General features: G+C 62.9%; 16 protein-coding genes. 9 read left to right on the forward strand and 7 right to left on the reverse strand.

Translation table 11 applies throughout. From position 1 onward, the window contains the following. Nucleotides 1–22: 22 nt before the first annotated feature. The 6 genes from AACY45_RS02760 (at nucleotide 23) to yccS (ending at nucleotide 9,477) form a co-directional block, all read left to right on the forward strand. Nucleotides 23–1,465: a TldD/PmbA family protein gene (locus AACY45_RS02760; RefSeq protein ID WP_339544042.1), complete on the forward strand. Its 1,443-nt coding sequence runs from the start codon at nucleotides 23–25 to the stop codon at nucleotides 1,463–1,465. Continuing rightward, nucleotides 1,465–2,802 carry a TldD/PmbA family protein gene (locus tag AACY45_RS02765; RefSeq protein WP_339544043.1) on the forward strand — a complete coding sequence of 446 codons (1,338 nt, stop codon included), beginning with the start codon at nucleotides 1,465–1,467 and terminating at the stop codon, nucleotides 2,800–2,802. The genes AACY45_RS02760 and AACY45_RS02765 overlap by 1 nt, the downstream gene beginning before the upstream one ends. Before the next feature lie 131 nt (nucleotides 2,803–2,933). Then, nucleotides 2,934–4,361, forward strand: coding sequence for a multidrug transporter subunit MdtD (gene mdtD, locus AACY45_RS02770; RefSeq protein ID WP_339544044.1), 1,428 nt, complete (start codon nucleotides 2,934–2,936; stop codon nucleotides 4,359–4,361). A 105-nt stretch (nucleotides 4,362–4,466) separates the two neighbouring features. Next, complete coding sequence (gene dbpA, locus AACY45_RS02775) at nucleotides 4,467–5,804, forward strand: ATP-dependent RNA helicase DbpA (protein WP_339544184.1); 1,338 nt, start codon at nucleotides 4,467–4,469, stop codon at nucleotides 5,802–5,804. 88 nt (nucleotides 5,805–5,892) lie between these two features. Continuing rightward, entirely contained in the window at nucleotides 5,893–7,071 is a 1,179-nt protein-coding gene (locus tag AACY45_RS02780) for an NAD(P)/FAD-dependent oxidoreductase (RefSeq protein WP_339544045.1), read from the forward strand. A gap of 222 nt (nucleotides 7,072–7,293) precedes the next feature. After that, nucleotides 7,294–9,477, forward strand: coding sequence for a YccS family putative transporter (gene yccS, locus AACY45_RS02785; RefSeq protein WP_339544046.1), 2,184 nt, complete (start codon nucleotides 7,294–7,296; stop codon nucleotides 9,475–9,477). A gap of 147 nt (nucleotides 9,478–9,624) precedes the next feature. Here the strand turns inward: yccS and AACY45_RS02790 are convergent, their stop codons facing one another. Continuing rightward, on the reverse strand, nucleotides 9,625–10,362 hold the full coding sequence (locus AACY45_RS02790; RefSeq protein ID WP_339544047.1) for a substrate-binding periplasmic protein: 738 nt from the start codon (nucleotides 10,360–10,362) through the stop codon (nucleotides 9,625–9,627). A 265-nt stretch (nucleotides 10,363–10,627) separates the two neighbouring features. Here AACY45_RS02790 and AACY45_RS02795 point away from each other — a divergent pair, with 265 nt between their 5' ends. Then, complete coding sequence (locus AACY45_RS02795; RefSeq protein ID WP_339544048.1) at nucleotides 10,628–11,080, forward strand: GNAT family N-acetyltransferase; 453 nt, start codon at nucleotides 10,628–10,630, stop codon at nucleotides 11,078–11,080. A gap of 63 nt (nucleotides 11,081–11,143) precedes the next feature. On the opposite strand, the gene AACY45_RS02800 is transcribed toward AACY45_RS02795, so the two are convergent. The 3 genes from AACY45_RS02800 to AACY45_RS02810 are packed head-to-tail and all read right to left on the reverse strand — an operon-like array spanning nucleotide 11,144 to nucleotide 14,122. Then, on the reverse strand, nucleotides 11,144–11,440 hold the full coding sequence (locus AACY45_RS02800) for a winged helix-turn-helix domain-containing protein (RefSeq protein ID WP_339544049.1): 297 nt from the start codon (nucleotides 11,438–11,440) through the stop codon (nucleotides 11,144–11,146). 23 nt (nucleotides 11,441–11,463) lie between these two features. Then, nucleotides 11,464–11,955, reverse strand: coding sequence for a M48 metallopeptidase family protein (locus tag AACY45_RS02805; RefSeq protein WP_339544050.1), 492 nt, complete (start codon nucleotides 11,953–11,955; stop codon nucleotides 11,464–11,466). Between the two features lie 43 nt (nucleotides 11,956–11,998). Then, nucleotides 11,999–14,122: a putative bifunctional diguanylate cyclase/phosphodiesterase gene (locus tag AACY45_RS02810; RefSeq protein WP_339544051.1), complete on the reverse strand. Its 2,124-nt coding sequence runs from the start codon at nucleotides 14,120–14,122 to the stop codon at nucleotides 11,999–12,001. A gap of 326 nt (nucleotides 14,123–14,448) precedes the next feature. On the opposite strand from AACY45_RS02810, the gene AACY45_RS02815 reads away from it, so the two are divergent. Beyond that, complete coding sequence (locus AACY45_RS02815) at nucleotides 14,449–15,117, forward strand: polysaccharide lyase family 7 protein (RefSeq protein WP_339544052.1); 669 nt, start codon at nucleotides 14,449–14,451, stop codon at nucleotides 15,115–15,117. 166 nt (nucleotides 15,118–15,283) lie between these two features. Beyond that, nucleotides 15,284–16,513, forward strand: a complete 1,230-nt coding sequence (gene alr, locus AACY45_RS02820; RefSeq protein ID WP_339544053.1) for an alanine racemase — start codon at nucleotides 15,284–15,286, stop codon at nucleotides 16,511–16,513. Nucleotides 16,514–16,581: 68 nt separating this feature from the next. Here alr and fba read toward each other — a convergent pair whose 3' ends face one another. From fba to AACY45_RS02835, 3 genes are all read right to left on the reverse strand, one after another. Beyond that, nucleotides 16,582–17,646 carry a class II fructose-bisphosphate aldolase gene (gene fba / locus AACY45_RS02825; protein WP_027617054.1) on the reverse strand — a complete coding sequence of 355 codons (1,065 nt, stop codon included), beginning with the start codon at nucleotides 17,644–17,646 and terminating at the stop codon, nucleotides 16,582–16,584. Nucleotides 17,647–17,762: 116 nt separating this feature from the next. Further along, entirely contained in the window at nucleotides 17,763–18,095 is a 333-nt protein-coding gene (locus AACY45_RS02830) for an MliC family protein (RefSeq protein WP_339544054.1), read from the reverse strand. 59 nt (nucleotides 18,096–18,154) lie between these two features. After that, a complete protein-coding gene (locus AACY45_RS02835) occupies nucleotides 18,155–18,376 on the reverse strand; it encodes a hypothetical protein (protein ID WP_095164428.1) in 222 nt (73 codons plus the stop codon). Between the last annotated feature and the right edge of the window lie 11 nt (nucleotides 18,377–18,387).

Raw genomic sequence — 18,387 nt, forward strand, 5'->3', positions numbered from 1 at the left:
TCACTCACAAGGAGGTTCGTGCATGTTCGATTTCCATCCCCAGCTCAAGCAGCGTTTCGCGGCCCTGCGCACGGGCGCTGAATTTTTTTCGCTGCGCTACGTGCGCGAGTCTGGCCAGTACCTGTCGGTACGCAAGAACGTCGCCGAGCCGCCCCGCCTGAGCCGCGACGAAGGCGCGATGCTGACCGCCCGGGTCAATGGCGTCGAGGCCTATGCCGCGACCAATGACCTGTCGCCCGCCGGCCTGCAGGCCGCCCTCGACCGCGCCGAACAACAGGCCCGCGCGCTCGCGGCCCACGCCCTGCTCGACCTGCGCCAACACGCCGTTTCCAGCGAACGTGGCGACTACCTGTCACCGAATCTGCAACAGCCCTTCCCGTCCCTCAGCGAGTGCTACCAACTGCTCGGCGCCGAATCCGCCGCCGTGCCCAAGGACGAGCGCCTGGTGAACTGGCAGGTCAGCATCGGCATCAACCATGTCGAACAGATTTACCTCAACAGTGCCGGCGCCGAACTGCGCCAGGCGCAACGTTTTGTCTACCCGGGCCTGGACGTCACGGCCTACGACGGCCATGACAGCCAGACCCGCAGCCTGGGCCGCGAGAACTTCGGCCAGCAAGGCAGCGCCGATGTCATCAGTCGTTGCGGGCTGATCGGCGCCGGCCCTCAGGTCGCCGACCAGGCCCTGCAGTTGCTGCTCGCCCCCAACACCCCGCAAGGTCCGCGCGACCTGCTGCTGATGCCCGACCAGATGATGCTGCAGATCCACGAATCCATCGGCCACCCGCTGGAACTGGACCGCATCCTCGGTGACGAGCGCAATTACGCCGGCACCAGCTTCGTCAAGGCCAGCGACTTCGGCCACCTGCAATATGGCTCCCGGCTGCTCAACGTGACCTTCGACCCGGAGATTCCCGAAGAGCTCGCCAGCTACGCCCATGACGACGACGGCACTGCCGCCAGCAAGCAGTTCCTGATCCGCGAGGGCCGTCTGGAGCGTCCGTTGGGCGGTGCGCTGTCGCAGTTCCGCGCCGGTCTGGGCGGCGTCGCCAACAGCCGGGCCTGCGGCTGGAACCGGCCGCCGATCGACCGCATGGCCAACCTCAACATCGAGCCGGGCGAGCAGTCCCTCGAACAACTGATTGGCGGCATCGAACACGGGGTGCTGATGTCGACCAACCGCTCCTGGTCCATCGACGATGCGCGCAACAAGTTCCAGTTCGGCTGCGAGTGGGGCCAACTGATTGAAGACGGCGAACTCAAGGGCGTGGTGAAGAACCCCAATTACCGGGGCATCAGCGCGCAGTTCTGGAACAACCTCAGCGCCGTCGGCAACCGCAGTACGTTCAAGGTGCTGGGCACGCCGAACTGTGGCAAAGGCGAACCGAACCAGGTGATCCGCGTGGGGCATGCCTCGCCGGCCTGCGTATTCAGCAACATTGATGTGTTTGGGGGAGATGCCTGATGAGCAGCCCATTGAGTCAGGTCGAACAATTCAAGTCACTGGTGTCCTGGCTGCGCGGCGCCCTGCGCGAGCCTGAGCAATTCACCTTGAGCTATGCCGCCGAATCCTCGGCGTTCGTCCGCTTCAACCACGCCAAGGTGCGCCAGGCCGGTCACGTCCAGCAGGCCAGCCTGGGGTTCAAGCTGATCAACGAGGGCCGGCATGCCGACCTCGACATCACCCTGGCCGGCGACCCGCAAGTCGACCAGCAACGCCTGGCCGAGGGCCTGCAGCAGTTGCGCGAGACCCTGCCCTTGTTGCCGCCGGACCCGTACCTGCTGCTCAACCCCGATGGCTGGCAGAGCACGCAAGTGCAGGAGCATCCGCTGCCGGACACCGCCCAAGTGGTGGAACAGATCGCCCGCGCAGCCGAAGGCCTGGACCTGGTCGGTTTTTATGCCGCCGGCCCCATCAGCCGTGGTTTCGCCAGCTCAGCCGGTGCCTTCGGCTGGCACCAGGCCAACAGTTTCAACTTCGACTTCAGCCTGTTCCACGCCAACGGCCAGGCGGTCAAGGCCAGCTACGCCGGGCATGAGTGGAGCGACGCCGGTTTTGCCAAGCGCTTCGAACAGGCGCGCGAGCAATTGGAGTATCTGGGCCGCCCACTGCATACCCTGGCGCCCGGGCACTACCGCGCCTACCTGGCACCGGCCGCGCTTGACGAGATTCTCGGCATGCTCTGCTGGGGTGGTTTCTCGGCGCAGTCGATTGCCAGCAAAAGCAGTCCGTTGCAAAAACTCTACGGCGGCGACCAGCACTTCAGCCCGCTGCTGGGCCTGGACGAAAAAGTCAGCGGTTCCCTGAGCCCGGCGTTTTCCGGCGAGGGCTATCCGCGCAGCGACCTGGCACTGATTGTCGCCGGCGCGGCAGGCGAGCAACTGGTGAGCTCGCGCAGCGCCGCCGAGTATGGCCTGACCGCCAACGGTGCGGGCGGCGGTGAGTCGCCCAGCGCCCTGAACATGGCCGCCGGCACCCTGCCCGAAGCCGAAATCCTCAAGCAACTGGGCACCGGCCTGTACATCAGCAACCTGTGGTACCTGAACTACTCGGACCAGCCGGCCGCGCGCCTGACGGGTATGACCCGCTTCGCCACCTTCTGGGTCGAGAACGGCGAGATCCAGGCGCCGGTCAACACCATGCGTTTCGACGACAGTGCCTACAGCCTGCTGGGTTCGCAGCTGGAGGCGCTGACCCAGGAGCGCGAGCTGATTCTGTCGGCCAGCACCTACGACCAGCGCGCCACGGCATCGGCGTTGCTGCCAGGGGCGTTGATCAAGCGGTTGACGTTGACCCTGTAAGACCGCAAAACCTTGTAGGAGCTGGCTTGCCAGCGATGCGGGGGGTCAGGCGCTGCTGATTTTGGATGTGCCGCCTTCGCTGGCAAGCCAGCTCCTACAGGGACTTGAACTGTCATTTTCCAAGAGGTCCCATGCCCAATCGCCCTGACCTGGACGCCACCACCGCCCGCTGGATTCCCTGGGTGGTGGCGATTGCGTTTTTCATGCAGTCCCTCGACGGGACCATCCTCAACACCGCCCTGCCCGCCATGGCCAGCGACCTGGCCGAAGACCCACTGCGCATGCAGGGGGTGATCATTGCCTACATGCTCACCGTGGCACTGCTGATTCCCGCGTCGGGCTGGATCGCCGACCGTTTCGGCACCCAAAAGATCTTCTTCGGCGCGATCCTGCTGTTCAGCTTTGGCTCCCTGCTCTGCGCGCTGTCGCAGACGCTGAGCATGCTGATCGGCGCCCGGGTGATCCAAGGCCTGGGCGGCGCCTTGATGCTGCCGGTCGGACGCCTGGTGGTGCTGCGCGCCTACCCGCGTTCGGAGCTGGTGCGGATCATGGGGTTCATCACCATCCCCGGTCTGCTCGGTCCTTTGATCGGGCCGACCATGGGCGGCTGGATGGTGCAGTACCTGACCTGGCACTGGATCTTCCTGATCAACCTGCCGGTGGGCCTGGTCGGTTGCTACGCCGTCTGGAAGTTCATCCCCGACCTGCGGGGCAGTGAGCGCACGCGCTTCGATGGCCTGGGCTTCGTGCTGTTCGGCGCGGCGATGGTGCTGATCACCATCGCCATGGAAGGCCTGGGCGAACTGCACCTGCCGCACCTGCGGGTCATGTTGCTGCTGTTCGGTGGCATGGCTTGCCTGGCCGCCTACTGGCTGCGGGCCGGGCATATCGACAACCCGTTGTTCGCGCCGTCGCTGTTCAGGACCCGGACCTTTGCCGTGGGCATTCTGGGCAACCTGTTCGCCCGCCTGGGCAGCGGTGCATTGCCGTTCCTGGTGCCATTGCTACTGCAGGTGGCCCTGGGTTATTCGCCCTCCCTGGCCGGGATGAGCATGTTGCCACTGGCCGCGGCTGCCATGCTTGCCAAGTCGGTGGCGCGACCGTTGATCGAGCGTTTTGGCTACCGCATCGTGCTCACCGGCAACACCCTGGCGCTGGGGATCATGCTGGCGAACATGGGCCTGGTCAGCGAGCAGACGCCCTACTGGCTGCTGCTGGTGCACCTGGCTATTCTCGGGGCCATCAACTCCCTGCAGTTCACCGCGATGAACACCGTGACCCTGATCGACCTCGACGACGCCAGCGCCAGCAGCGGCAACAGCCTGCTGTCGGTGGTCGCGCAACTGTCCCTGAGCCTGGGGGTGGCCTGCGCCGGCGCCTTGCTCGGCGGCTTTAGCGCCGACGTCGGCAACGATGGCGTGGACACCATTTTGGGGGCGTTCCAGATGACCTTTGTCACCGTCGGCATCATGGCCATGCTGGCCGCGGCGATCTTCTCCCAGCTGTCCAGAGAAGACGGACGGCGCGTCAAACGTCCGGAACCGCACATCGAACCTTAGGGCGAATGGCCACCGGACTGGTACACTGCGCGACATTTTGTTTTGCAGGCCAGTCCCGTGACCACCATCGCCACCGCTTTTAATACTTTGCCGCTGTCCGCCGCCATGCTGGCTAACCTCGACTCTTTGGGTTATGCCGAGATGACGCCGATCCAGGCGCAAAGCTTGCCGGTGATCCTCAAGGGGATGGATCTGATCGCCCAGGCCAAAACTGGCAGCGGCAAGACCGCCGCCTTTGGTATCGGCCTGCTGAACCCGATCAATCCGCGCTTCTTCGGTTGCCAGGCGCTGGTCATCTGCCCGACCCGCGAGCTGGCCGACCAGGTCGCCAAGGAAATCCGTCGCCTGGCCCGTGCCGAAGACAACATCAAGGTCCTGACCCTGTGTGGCGGCGTGTCGTTCGGCCCGCAGATCGGCTCCCTGGAGCACGGTGCGCACATCATCGTCGGCACCCCGGGCCGCATCCAGCAGCACCTGCGCAAGGGTTCGCTGGTCCTGCACGGCCTGAACACGCTGATCCTCGACGAAGCCGACCGCATGCTCGACATGGGTTTCTACGATTCCATCGAAGAAATCATTGCCCAGAGCCCGGAGCGCCGCCAGACCCTGTTGTTCTCCGCCACTTACCCGGTGGGCATCAAGCAACTGGCCGCCAAGTTCATGCGCAACCCGCAGCAAGTGAAGGCCGAGGCGTTCCACGACGACACCCAGATCGAGCAGCGCTTCTTCGAGATTTCCCCGGAAGAACGCATGGACGCCGTGGTCAAGGTGCTTGCGCACTACCGTCCGCAGTCCACCGTGGCCTTCTGCTTCACCAAGCAGCAAGTGCAGGAAACCGTCGACCACCTGACCGCCAAGGGCATCTCGGCCGTCGGCCTGCACGGTGACCTGGAGCAACGTGACCGTGACCAGGTTCTGGCGATGTTCGCCAACCGCAGTACCTCGGTCCTGGTGGCTACCGATGTGGCAGCCCGCGGCCTGGACATCGACGCGCTGGACATGGTGATCAACGTCGAGCTGGCCCGGGATTCGGAAATCCACATCCACCGCGTCGGCCGTACCGGTCGTGCCGGTGAAAAAGGTATCGCGATCAGCCTGGTGGCGCCGTCCGAAGCCCACCGCGCCCAAGCCATCGAGTTGCTGCAGAAGTCGCCGCTGAGCTGGGATCAACTGAGCAACCTGCCCTCCCAGGGCGGCGGTCCGCTACTGCCGGCCATGAGCACCCTGTGCATCGGTGCCGGGCGCAAGGACAAGGTTCGTCCGGGCGATATCCTTGGCGCACTGACCGGCGACGCCGGCGTGCCGGGTGCCCAGGTCGGCAAGATCGCGATCTTCGACTTCCAGGCCTACGTGGCCGTGGACCGCAGCATCGCCAAGCAGGCCGTGCAGCGCTTGAGCGAAGGCAAGATCAAGGGCCGCTCGTTGCGCGTGCGGATTTTGTAAGCGATCTACTCCCCAAAGAAGATCCCTGTGGGGGCGGGCCCCCACATTGGTTGGTCGGTGAATTGAAAATTCGTGTGAGGACACCGTTTTGCGCTCTACCGAAGTCGTGATCATTGGCGCTGGCGCCGCAGGGTTGATGTGCGCGCTGACCGCCGCCGGGCGCGGGCGCAAGGTGTTGTTGCTGGACCACGCCAACAAGGCCGGCAAGAAAATCCTCATGTCGGGCGGTGGGCGCTGCAATTTCACCAACATGTACACCGAACCGAGCAATTTCCTCTCGCAGAATGCGCATTTCTGCAAGTCCGCGCTGGCCCGCTACACCCAGTGGGATTTCATCGGCATGGTGGCCAAGCATGGCGTGCCGTACCACGAGAAGAAGCTCGGCCAACTGTTCTGCGATAACAAGTCCAGTGACATCCTCGAGATGCTGCTCAGCGAGTGCGACCAGGCCGGCGTCAGCCTGCACCTGGACACCTCGATCCAGACCATCGAGAAGCTCGCCAGCGGCTACCTGCTGGACACCACCCTCGGCCAATTGACGTGCGAGTCCCTGGTGATCGCCACCGGCGGCCTGTCGATCCCGACCCTGGGTGCCACAGGCTTCGGGTATCAGGTCGCCCGCCAGTTCGGTCACGAACTGCTGCCGACCCGCGCCGGCCTGGTACCGTTCACCATCACCGACCAGCTCAAGGCGCTGTGCGGCGAGTTGTCCGGCACCTCGGTGGACTGCCTGGTGAGCTGCAACGAGCAGAGTTTCCGCGAGAACATCCTGTTCACCCATCGCGGTCTCAGCGGTCCGGCGATCCTGCAGATTTCTTCGTTCTGGCAGTCCGGCGACACGGTTGAAATCAACCTGATGCCCGACCACGACGTACCGGCCTGGCTGCAACAACAGCAAGCCGAACGGCCGAACAGCGAGCTCAAAACCCTGCTTGGCGAGATCTTCACCAAGAAGATGGCCAACCTCTTGGCTGACAACTGGTTCGTCTCCAAGCCGATGAAGCAGTACACCCACGCCGAAATCGCCGAGATCGCTGACAAGCTGGCGAGCTGGACGCTGGTACCGGCCGGCACCGAAGGCTACCGCACGGCCGAGGTCACCCTGGGCGGTGTCGACACCCATGAAGTGTCCTCCAAGACCATGGAGTCGCTGAAAAGCCCCGGGCTGTATTTCATCGGCGAAGTGCTGGACGTCACCGGCCACCTGGGCGGCTTCAACTTCCAGTGGGCCTGGGCTTCGGGCTACGCGGCGGCGCAGTACGTCTGACACCCCACGGCCCTGTAGGAGCCGAGCTTGCTCGCGATGACGGATTAACATTCAACAGTGATGTTGGCCGTTAGACCGCTATCGCGAGCAAGCTCGGCTCCTACAGGGGGCGTGTTTACCAGGGAAGGAACAGATTTTGCTGTCAGATGTGATCGGCGCCATTGCGTCGGCGTCATTACTGGCTCAATTTAGCGTCATTGCCCCGGAAGGCCCTCGCACTTCATGCCATCGACTTCGTTTCGTCAGTCTCTGCGTCGCCTTTGGGCACTGGATAAATTCAGCTACAGCGTGCGGGTATTCATCGCCCTGACCGGCAGCATGGCGCTGTGCTGGTACCAGGATGAGATGGGCCTGCTGATCCCGCTGTTCCTGGGGATTATCGCCAGCGCCCTGGCCGAAACCGACGACAGCTGGCAAGGCCGGCTCAATGCGCTGGCGGTCACGCTGGTGTGTTTCAGCGTCGCGGCCTTCTCGGTCGAGCTGTTATTCCCCTACCCCTATATCTTCGTGTGCGCCCTGGCGCTGGCCAGCTTTGGCCTGACCATGCTCGGCGCCCTGGGCGAGCGGTATGGGGCAATTGCCTCGGCGACCCTGATTCTCGCGGTCTACACCATGATTGGCGTCGACCAGCGCGGCGGCGCGGTCACCGACTTGTGGCACGAGCCCCTGCTGCTGGTGGCCGGAGCGGCCTGGTACGGCCTGCTCTCGGTGCTGTGGCAGGCGCTGTTTTCCAACCAACCGGTACAACAAAGCCTGGCGCGGCTGTTCCGCGAGCTGGGGTTTTACCTCAAGCTCAAATCTTCGCTGTTCGAGCCGATCCGGCAGATGGACGTCGAGGCCCGGCGCCTCGAACTGGCGCAGCAGAACGGGCGGGTGGTCGCCGCCCTGAACGCCGCCAAGGAAATCATCCTGCACCGGGTCGGCAACGGACGGCCGGGGTCGAAGGTCAGCCGCTACCTGAAGCTGTACTTCCTCGCCCAGGACATCCACGAGCGCGCCAGCTCCTCGCACTACCCCTACAACGCCCTGGCCGATGCCTTCTTCCACAGTGACGTGCTGTTCCGCTGCCAACGCCTGCTGCGCCAGCAAGGCAAGGCCTGCCGGGCGCTGGCCGAGTCGATCCAGATGCGCCAGCCGTTCGTCTACGATGCGAGCTTCGCCCAGGCCCTCAACGACCTCGACGCCTCCCTGGAACACCTGCGCATCCAGAGCAACCCGGCCTGGCGCGGCCTGTTGCGCTCCTTGCGGGCCTTGGCCGCCAACCTTGGCACCCTCGACCGCCTGCTCAGCGATGCAAGCAACCCCGACAGCCTCGCCGATGCTACCGACAGCAGCCTGCTCGACCGCTCGCCGCGCAACCTCAAGGATGTCTGGACCCGCCTGCGCACCCAGCTGACGCCCACCTCCCTGCTGTTCCGGCATGCCCTGCGCCTGCCCCTGGCGCTGACCATCGGCTACGCCATGGTGCATTTGATCCACCCCTCGCAAGGCTACTGGATCATCCTCACCACCCTGTTTGTCTGCCAGCCGAACTACGGCGCGACCCGGCGCAAACTTGGGCAACGGATCATCGGCACCGCCATCGGCCTGACCGTGGCCTGGGCGCTGTTCGACCTGTTCCCCAATCCGCTGGTGCAATCGTGCTTCGCGATTGCCGCCGGGGTGGTGTTCTTTATCAACCGCACCACCCGCTACACCCTGGCCACAGCGGCAATCACGGTGATGGTGCTGTTCTGCTTCAACCAGGTCGGTGACGGCTACGGGCTGTTCCTGCCGCGCCTGTTCGATACCTTGCTTGGCAGCCTGATCGCCGGCCTGGCGGTGTTCCTGTTCCTGCCGGACTGGCAGGGTCGCCGGCTGAACAAGGTGCTGGCCAACACCCTGACCTGCAACAGCATCTACTTGCGGCAAATCATGCAGCAGTATGCCGCCGGCAAACGGGACGACCTGGCCTACCGCCTGGCCCGCCGCAACGCGCACAACGCCGATGCCGCACTGTCCACCACCCTGGCCAACATGCTCATGGAACCTGGGCATTTCCGTAAGGAGGCGGACGTCGGCTTCCGCTTCCTGGTGCTGTCCCACACGTTGCTCAGCTACCTCTCGGGCCTGGGCGCGCACCGCGAGACCCAGCTCCCGGATGAAGTGCGCGAACACCTGATCGAAGGTGCCGGCGTCAGCCTGGCGGCGAGCATCGACGAAATAGCCCAAGGCCTGGCGAACAAACTGCCGATCGCCATTCACAGCGACGCCGAAGAAGCCCTGGCCGCGGAGCTTGAGCAGATGCCGGACGAAATCGATGAAGGGCAGCGCCTGGTGCAGAGCCAGTTGGCGTTGATCTGCCGTCAGCTCGGGCCGTTAAGGACGCTGGCGGCGCATTTGATCAAGGACACGCGCGAGGATTGATCGCCGAGGGGGGCTGTCGGGGGGAGGCGCGTAGCGCCGTGCGGCGAAGCCGCATGCATCGAGAGGAGGTGCAGCGAAGTAAACCGGAGGCGATGCCCCCAGAACCAGGATCAAAAGATCGCAGCCCTCGGCAGCCCCCACAGAGTTTTACATCCCATGCTGACGGAGCAGCCTGTCGTAACTCCCATCAGCCTTCATTTCAGCGATTTCCCGGTCGAATCCGGCGACGATCTTCGCGTGGTCCGGGTTCTTCAGGCTGACCAGGATGTGCAGGCTGTTTTCACTCAAGGGCCGGGGCAGGAACTCCACTGCGTTGCGCACCTTGGGTGATTCGCGCGCCAGGTAGTAGCGGGCCACATACTCGTCCTCCAGGGTCAGTTGCACCCGGTCTGCCGCCAGCATGCGCACGGCCATGGCGAAGTTGTGCACCTGAACCTTTTGCAGGGCCGCGTAGCCGTCGAACTCCGGGGAATAGGCATAACCACGCACGACCGCGATCGGGTAGGTGTGCAACTGCAGCAGGTTGTTGTATTCGATGGGTGCATCCCTGCGCTTGAGAAAGCGGATGCGATTGAGCAGGTATTCGGCGGAATACTGCCCAAGTTGGGTGCGCTCCTCGTTGTACCAGGCATTCACCAGCACGTCGTAGCGCCCTTCGCCCAAGCCCAGCAACGCCCTGGCCCAGGGCACCTGCTGGAAATCACTGGCATAACCGGCCCGTGCCAGTGCGGTGCTGACAATATCGGTGGCCAACCCACCATTGACCAACGTGGCGTCGGTGAAGGGCGGCCAGGCATCGGCCACCAGGCGCAGCTTGTCCGCTGCAGCGCTCTGGCTCAGCAACAGCAGGCCAATCAAGGCGAAGGCTCGATGCAATCGCGGCATGCCCGGGAATCCTTAGAGGGCGCGTAGCCCAGCGTGTTTGTAGCCGAACTCGATATCCCGCAGGCCGACTGACGGCGACCACCCGGGCTATAACAGTAACTGACCTTGGCCTCGGCAAAGCGCCTCCAGGCAGATTACACAAAGATGACGAATCCGCGCGAGCTGAATGATGGCATTTTGGTCTTTGTCACAGAATTTCCTGCGGGCAAGACATCCAGTGGCCAGACGCTTAGTATCAGGACCAGACTTTTCTAAGGACGCGAAGATGACGGTTGAATGGGTTTGCAAACACCACAGTGACTTGGGCAAAGAGCAGCTGTATGCCATTTTGCAGTTGCGCACACAGGTGTTCGTGGTCGAACAGAAGTGCGCCTACCAGGAAGTCGATGGCCAGGACCTGGACAGCGACACCTGCCACTTGATGGCCTGGGACGGTGATCAACTGGTGGCCTATCTGCGCCTGCTCGACCCGACCTCGCAAGGCGGTGACGTGGTGCTGGGACGGGTGGTGGTTGCACCGCAGGCCAGGGGCCGGGGCCTGGGTCATGAGTTGATGACGCAGGCGCTCAAGCAGGCCGAGAAGTACTGGCCGCAGACCCCGATCTACCTGTCGGCCCAGGCCCATCTGCAGGACTATTACGGGCGTTATGGGTTTGCCGTGGCCGGCGAGCAATACCTGGAAGACGGCATCGCGCATATTGGCATGCGACGGCCCTGAAGGCCTTTTCCCCCGGTAGGTGCTGGTTAACCAGCGCAGGCGCCAGCACTACCAGGCAACCCCTCAGGGATAACCCAGCACGGCCTTGATCTGGCGCAGGTGCTGTTCGATCCAGCGCGGATCGATCGCCCCCCACTCGCGAATGCAGTAGCGCCCCGCATGGTTGCGCGCGCCCTCCTCCTGCTCGAACTCACAGACCACATCCAGGTCCGCCAGCGCGGCAATGGTGTCCTGGGCCGTGCGCCGGGGCATGCCGGTGATGTCGGTCAGTGCCGGGACGCTGCTGGCCAGCCCGCTGTCGATCAGGTACGCCACGTACAGGCGGCGGTAGAAGCTGCTCTTGGTCTTGCTCACGTCCATCCAGACACTCCTGCTTGTGATGGTTACTGCATGTCCCGCCAGGTCAGATAAACCCGCAAATCGAATTCCAGCTGGTGATAACCGGGCAGCATGTGTTCGCACAACTTGTAGAACGCCTTGTTGTGGTCGGACTCTTTGAAATGCGCCAGCTCGTGGACCACGATCATCTTCAGGAACTGCGGCGCGGCCTCCTTGAACAAAGAGGCAATGCGGATCTCTTTCTTGGCCTTGAGCTTGCCGCCCTGCACTCGAGAAATGGCCGTGTGCAGGCCCAAAGCACGATGGGTCAGGTCCAGACGGTTGTCGAACAGCACTTTGTCGATGGCCGGTGCGTTGCGCAGGAATTCCTGCTTGAGCTCCAACGCATAACTGTACAGCGCCTTGTCACTCTGCACGGCGTGCTTGTCCGGGTAGCGTTGGCTCAGATAGCCCCCCAACTGATCCTGCTCGATCAGTTGGCGCACTTGCTGTTGCAGGGCGGCGGGATAAGCCTGGAGGTATTTGAGCGCGGTCATGGGGCAACAACACAAGTCACAAAAGACCGCCAGTGTAGCGAATTCAGGCGGTCGCCGCGCTCCAGTCGAACGGCTGCACAAAGTCCCTGACCTCGTCCGCCATCAGGGGCTGCGCCACCAGGCAACCCTGGCCAAAGGGGCAACCGTTGGCTAGCAGCCACTGATACTGGGCAACCGATTCAACCCCTTCGGCGATCACCTGAACGCCGAACTGCCCCGCCAGCTCAATGATGTTGCGCGCCAGCGCCGCATCCCGGGGCGAGTGCAATATCCGGGCGATCAGTTGCCGGTCCAGCTTCAGGGTATCGAGCTCGGCATCACGCAGATGGGTCAACGAACAAGGCCCCGAGCCAAAGTCGTCGAGCGCCACCCTTACGCCGAGGTTGCGCAGCAGGCGCAGTTGCTTGCGCGCTTCATCGGGGTTGCGCAGCAAGGCGTCTTCGGTGATTTCCAGTTCCAACTGATGGGGCATCAATTGATGGCGCTCCAGCACAAGCCGCAACTCAGTGGCCAGGTTGGGCAGGCCGAACTGGGTATTGCTCAGGCTGACCGCCAGCACCATGTCCTCGCTGAACAGGTTGTCCCAGGCCTTTCGTTGCTGGGCACTGCTCTGGTAAATCCAACTGCCCAGACGGCTGATCAACTGCGCTTCTTCCAGCAACGGCAAGAACAACCCTGGCGGGACATCGCCCACACTGGGATGCTGCCAACGCAACAAGGCCTCGAACCCACGTATGCGCCCGTCGACCATCGCCACCTGAGGCTGGTAGACCAGGTTGAAATCCTTTTGCTCGATGGCCGAGCGCACACTCTCCTCGAGCATCAAGCGGGTACGCGCGCGACCATTCATATCGTGGTCGTAAAAGCGGTACTGCTGGCGCCCTGCACGCTTGGCCTCGTACATGGCGATATCGGCGGTGCGCAGCAAATCGTCGAGGCTGGCGCCGCAATCCGGATACGTGGCGATGCCGATGCTCGCGCCCAGCGCCACGTCCAGCCCGTCAATCTGCTGACAGATCGACACCCTTTCTATGAGTCTTTCCGCCATTTTCGCCGCTTGCTCGGCAAACTCGAGGTCGAGCAACGCGGTGAATTCATCCCCGCCCACGCGCCCCAGGATATCGAAGGGACGCAGGCAAGCCTTCAACTGCTCCGCGACCCAGCGCAGCACCCGATCGCCGGCGTCATGCCCCAACGAATCATTGACCCGCTTGAAGCCGTCCAGGTCCAGGTACAACAACACCCAGACACTGCCCGCGCGCTCGCCGCGCAGCAGCAGGTTTTCCGTAGCCTGGTAAAACCCCCGGCGGTTGAGCAGGCCGGTCAGCGGATCGGTGACCGCCTGGAACTCCAGCTGCTGGTGCAGATGGCAGACCACCGACATGTCGAGCACGGTCACCACCATGGCCCGCTGCTCGGGCGGCAGCGGCGCACACGACAGGGCCACGGGCACTTGCTGGCCGGACGCGGTCCGCAGCATCGCATCATGGGCACGCCAGGTCTCACCGCGGCGGTAGTGGGCATGGATATCCGAACCGGCCCACAGCGCGATCGGCGGCTTTTGCAGAAAGTCGATGAAGCTTGTCCCCTGCAACTCGTCGACCCGGGCGCTGAGCAAACGACACATGGCCGGGTTGGCGAAGCGGACTCGCCCATCTTCGTCCACCACCAGGATGCCTTCGGCGGCATTCTCCAGCACCGAGGCATTGAAGGCCCGCGCCGCCTCCAGGTCCTGGCTCAACTGCTGCAAGGCCCGGCGACTGCGCTGATGCTCCAGCAGGGCCTGGACCTTGGGCTTGAGAATCTGCGGATCGAACGGCTTGAACAGATAGTCCACCGCCCCATGGGCATAGCCCTTGATCACCGCGTCCGGGGATTGCTCGTTGGCGGTCAGGAAAATGATCGGGGTCAGTTGGGTGCGTTGGCTGCCGCGCATCAGGCGGGCGACTTCGAAGCCATCCATGCCCGGCATCTGCACATCCAGCAGCACCAGGTCGACCTCGTGCTCGAGTAACAGGCTCAGGGCTTCCAGGCCCGAGGCAGCGGTCATCACCTGCCAGTCCTGACGCTGCAGCAACGCACGCATGCTGACCAGGTTTTCCGGGTAGTCATCAACGATCAAAAGAACTGAGCGGCCGTCACCTGGCTTAGGTTGCGCGCATTCCATGCTGCTTCTCTTTCTGGGAAGGGTGAAACGGATTACCGAAAAAAACCGGACAAATGTTGTGGCTTCACTCTAGACCGGGTTTTGCCCAATCAGTAGTCATCAACACGCCATCACCCTGTCAAAGCAGGCACCGCCCGACTAACGGACTGTCTTTACAGGCCCCGCAAACCGCGACGTGTGGCACGTCGCCATTTCACTGACGCCAATTAATCGCCAGGCGGGCATTAACAAAGCACCCGCTCCGGCTTATAAAAGCCATCCTCAAGATGGGCGGGCCAGAGCTTTCGCCGCATCATTTCAGCCAGCACTCGTGGAAACCTTTGACGATGATCGATCTCGCAACCTGGAACCTCAGCGTCCCCGTTGGCACCCCTCCGGCTACCATCGACACCCCTAAACTGGTCAGCGGCTTCAAGAGCCCGTATTTCCACTCCAACACCGGCACCCTGTTTTTTTGGGCCCCCGTCACCGGCACCCGCACTGAAAATGCGATCTATCCGCGGACTGAACTGCGCGAAACCTTCAGCAACGGCACCTTGCGCAACTGGCTCTACCCGGCGGCCGACAACTCGTTGCGGGCGACCCTGGCGGTGAATCAGGTGCCGAGTTCGGGCAAGCTGGTCATCGGCCAGATCCACGCGTACAACAGCCAGAAGCCGCTGCTGAAACTCGAGTACCAGTACAAAAGCACAACCGCCACCGGCAACATCGTCGCCAAGGTACGGATGCGCCCGGATGACGCCGAAGGCCGGGTGATCATCATCGCCAGTGGCGTCAAACTCGACCGTGACTTCTCCTACCTGATCCACTTGAGCCCGGCAGGTGCCCTGGGCATCAGCGCCGCCGGCTCCCAGTGGGACAGCAAGATCAGCACCACCTGGCGCGACAAACCGCTGTACTTCAAGGCCGGGGTCTATGTGCAGGACAACAGTGGCAACAGCCAGGAAGGCGGCAAGGTGACCTTCAGCAAGCTGGACATCGATCACGATAAATAAACGGGTGTGGTACGGGCGAGTCAGCACGGTGACGGGACACAGATGCAGCACCACGACGCTTTCAGACAGATCCGCGTCGAGGGGGTCGACATTTCTGTAGGACAATCTGAGTATTGCCCCGCGCAAATACGACACCCCCTACAAGAACGTCATGGAGACACACCCAATGCCCTTTACTCGCTCCCTTCTCGCACTCTCTCTGGGCATGGCTTTGTTGCACAACCCAGTCTTCGCCGCGCCTCCTTTGTCGATGGTCGACGGGGTGGCTCAGGCCCACGCCCAGGACAGCAACGCCTGGGTTGAAATCAACAAGAGCGCGTTCGAAAACAACATTCGCGCCCTGCAAGCCACCCTCGCCGACAAGTCAAAACTCTGCGCCGTACTCAAGGCGGACGCCTACGGCCACGGCATTGGCCTGCTGATGCCCTCGGTGATCGCCATGGGTGTGCCCTGCGTGGGCGTTGCCAGCAACGAAGAAATCCGTGTGGTGCGCGAAAGCGGCTTCAAGGGCCAATTGATCCGCGTGCGCACGGCCGCCTTGAGCGAGCTGGAAGCAGCCCTGCCCTACAACGTCGAAGAGCTGGTGGGCAACCTCGACTTCGCCGTCAAAGCCAGCCTGATTGCCGAACAGCATGGCCGGCCCCTGGTGGTGCACATTGGCCTGAACTCCAGCGGCATGAGCCGCAATGGCGTGGAAATGACCACCGCCCAGGGTCGTCGTGACGCGGTAGCCATTACCAAGGTGCCAAACCTGGACGTGCGGGCAATCATGACCCACTTCGCGGTCGAGGACGCCGCCGACGTGCGTGCCGGCCTCAAAGCGTTCAACCAGCAAGCCCAATGGCTGATGAGCGTGGCCCAACTGGACCGCAGCAAGATCACCCTGCATGCGGCCAACTCCTTCGCCACCCTGGAAGTGCCCGAGTCGCACCTCGACATGGTCCGCCCCGGCGGCGCATTGTTCGGCGACACCGTGCCGTCCCATACCGAATACACCCGGGTGATGCAGTTCAAATCCCACGTCGCCTCGGTCAACAGCTACCCCAAGGGCAACACGGTCGGCTACGACCGCACCTTCACCCTGGCCCGTGACACAAAACTGGCCAACATCACCGTGGGGTACTCCGACGGCTACCGCCGTGCGTTCACCAACAAGGGCATCGTACTGATCAACGGCCATCGCGTGCCGGTGGTGGGCAAGGTCTCGATGAACACCCTGATGGTCGACGTTACCGACGTACCCAGCGTGAAAAGCGGCGATGAGGTGGTGCTGTTCGGCAAGCAAGGCACTGTCGAGATTGCCCAGGCAGAAGTCGAAGACATCAACGGCGCGCTGCTGGCCGACCTGTACACGGTGTGGGGTAACTCCAACCCGAAACTGCTGGTGGACAAATAAGCCCATCGCCAGCCACAAAAAACCCGCCTCTCGGCGGGTTTTTTATGCGGGCAGCGTCACGCTCGGACTTAGTTGACCTTGGCGTTCAACTCACCTTTCAGATAACGCTGGTACATCGCTTCCAGGGAGATCGGCTTGATCTTCGAGGCGTTGCCGGCGGTACCGAAGGCTTCGTAGCGGGCAATGCACACGTCGCGCATGGCGGTCACGGTGGCACCGAAGAATTTACGCGGGTCGAACTCGCTCGGGTTGGTGGCCATCAGGCGACGCATCGCACCGGTGGACGCCAGGCGCAGGTCGGTGTCGATGTTGACCTTGCGCACGCCGTGCTTGATGCCTTCGACGATTTCCTCAACCGGTACGCCGTAGGTTTCCTTGATGTCGCCGCCGTACTGGTTGATGATCGCCAGCCACTCTTGCGGAACCGAGGAAGAACCGTGCATCACCAGGTGGGTGTTAGGGATGCGCTTGTGGATTTCCTTGATGCGGTCGATCGCCAGCACGTCACCGGTAGGGGGCTTGGTGAACTTGTAGGCGCCGTGGCTGGTACCGATGGCGATCGCCAGGGCATCGACCTGAGTGCGCTTGACGAAGTCAGCCGCTTCTTCCGGGTCGGTCAGCATCTGGCTGTGATCCAGCACGCCTTCGGCGCCGATGCCGTCTTCTTCACCGGCCATGCCGGTTTCCAGCGAACCCAGGCAGCCCAGCTCGCCTTCTACCGATACGCCGCAGGCGTGGGCCAGGGCGACGGTCTGCTGGGTGACACGGACGTTGTAGTCGTAGTCGGTCGGGGTCTTGCCGTCTTCACCCAGGGAGCCGTCCATCATCACCGAGCTGAAGCCCAGTTGGATCGAACGCTGGCAGACGTCAGGGCTGGTGCCGTGGTCCTGGTGCATGCACACCGGGATATGCGGGAATTCTTCGATTGCCGCCAGGATCAGGTGCCGCAGGAAGGGCGCGCCAGCGTATTTACGGGCGCCGGCCGAAGCCTGGACGATCACCGGGGAGTCAGTCTTGTCAGCGGCTTCCATGATGGCGCGCATCTGCTCAAGGTTGTTGACGTTGAAAGCTGGAACGCCGTAGCCGAATTCGGCGGCGTGGTCCAGCATCTGGCGCATGCTGATAAGTGCCATTGTGTGTGTCTCTCCCGGTTTAGGGTCGTTAATCGTGCAAGCCTGCCGTAGCGGCGGCTGCTATTCAAGTTATTGCTGATCGGGGGTAAGGCCGATCTGCGTGCATTCGCCGTGTGTTACTTGGCCTTGCAGCCACGGCCGATCAAATCATTGGTAGCAACCCAGTACACCAGGCCTTCCTCACCCTTGAGGTGAAACGCCAATTGGTCGTCGCTGTACAACGTGCCACTGCCGGCCGGCTCGAGCTTCAAGCGATGCACCTGGTCATCCCCCAACCGCACTTGTACGCTATCGCGCGTGGCGTCGGTGAAGCGCCAGTGCACCTGGGCCTGGCTGTCACAGACCCAGTCGGTCCACGTGCCGGTCGCTGCCGGCGCTGATGCAAACGGGTTCAAACTGGCGCAACCGGCAAGTACTGCCAGGGACGCCACGGCGATCAAGCCTTTCATCCATCTTCCTCGGCGGTCGGCCACTGCCCACCGCACTGGGCGTTAGTGAGCCAGGCCGGTCAGGGACAACCCTGTTCCTTGGCCGGAGTGTGCGTCTCGTATTTATCCAGGCCCTCGGGCCCGGAACGCTTGTTGAGCACCGGGTTGGTTTCCGCCTGCCAGTCCGCCTGGTAACAGCCTTTGTCTGGCGCACCGGTGTCCGGGTCCTTGGCGGCCTTGGGATTACTCCCACAGCCGGCCAGCACCGCCGCGGCGATCAACGTCGCTAACGTCTTGACCATGTGAACACTCC

It is taken from the genome of Pseudomonas sp. RA_35y_Pfl2_P32 (genome assembly GCF_963970735.1).
In the GTDB taxonomy this organism is placed as follows: domain Bacteria; phylum Pseudomonadota; class Gammaproteobacteria; order Pseudomonadales; family Pseudomonadaceae; genus Aquipseudomonas.